1 pseudogene is annotated in these 1,416 nt (G+C 59.7%); it reads left to right on the top strand.

Annotation, left to right across the window (positions count from 1 at the left end):
• Positions 1 to 1,416: pseudogene (locus HY29_RS19420) on the top strand (hypothetical protein); the annotation flags it as partial.

The raw sequence follows: 1,416 nt of genomic DNA on the forward strand, positions 1-1,416 counted from the left end.
GACGAATGGCAATTATGTCGTCAGCAGCCCGGAGTGGAACAATATCGGCGCGAGCAAAGCCGGTGCGGTGACATGGGGCAATGGTGAAGGCGGTACTGTTGGAGAGGTGTCCAAGGACAACAGCCTTGTGGGTAAGACGGCAAATGACTCTGCTACCAACAGCCTTGTGGGCAAGACGGCAAATGACTTTGTGGGCAGCGGCCGTGTGACGGCGCTGAGCAATGGCAACTACGTCGTGGTCAGCCCTGACTGGAATACCGACACGGCAAGCAAAGCCGGTGCAGTGACGTGGGGCAATGGCGCAAGCGGTGTGACAGGAGAGGTTTCTGCTACCAACAGCCTTGTGGGTAAGACGGCAAATGACTATGTGGGCTCCGGCGGTGTGATAGCGCTGACGAATGGCAATTATGTCGTGCTCAGCTATAAATGGAACAATATCGGTGCGGCAAATGCCGGAGCGGTGACGTGGGGCAATGGTGAAGGCGGCACTGTTGGAGAGGTGTCTGCTACCAACAGCCTTGTAGGCACGACGGCCTATGATCGCGTGGGCGCGACGGTAGAAAATCCTCATTCGTCTAGGTATAAATCTAGTGTGATCGCTCTGAGCAATGGCAACTACGTCGTGGCCAGCCCTGACTGGAATACCGACACGGCGAGCAAAGCCGGTGCAGTGACGTGGGGCAATGGCGCAAGCGGTGTGACAGGCGTGGTGTCTGACACCAACAGCCTCGTGGGCTCGACTGCAAATGACTGGGTGGGCAGTGAGGGTGTGACCGAGCTGACGAATGGCAATTATGTTGTCGTCAGTGAGCGCTGGGCCAATGGTGGTGCGAGCAAGGCCGGTGCAGTGACGTGGGGCAGTGGCACGGTGGGGGTGACCGGCGTGGTGTCTGACACCAACAGCCTCGTGGGCTCGACTGCAAATGACTGGGTGGGCAGTGAGGGTGTGACCGAGCTGACGAATGGCAATTATGTTGTCGTCAGTGAGCGCTGGGCCAATGGTGGTGCGAGCAAGGCCGGTGCAGTGACGTGGGGCAGTGGCACGGTGGGGGTGACCGGCGTGGTGTCTGACACCAACAGCCTCGTGGGCTCGCAGGTAGATGACCTGGTCGGCTCTCAGGGTGTGACGGCGCTGACGAATGGCAATTATGTCGTCGCCAGCGCTAACTGGGCCAATGGAACTATGGGCGATGCCGGTGCGGTGACGTGGGGCGATGGCACGAAGGGTGTGACAGGCCTGGTGTCTGCCACCAACAGCCTCGTGGGTCCAGCTGGGTCCAGCCGGCTCGCGTTAAGTGGTGGTGTATATGAGGGGTCGGGCACGTTCATTGCCGCCACATCTCCCCTATACGGCCGTGGGGAAAGCGGACACGTCCTGGTCGGCTTGACCGATCCAAGCCAGTTGACCTTTTCGCG

It is taken from the genome of Hyphomonas beringensis, assembly GCF_000682755.1.
GTDB classification, from domain to species: domain Bacteria; phylum Pseudomonadota; class Alphaproteobacteria; order Caulobacterales; family Hyphomonadaceae; genus Hyphomonas; species Hyphomonas beringensis.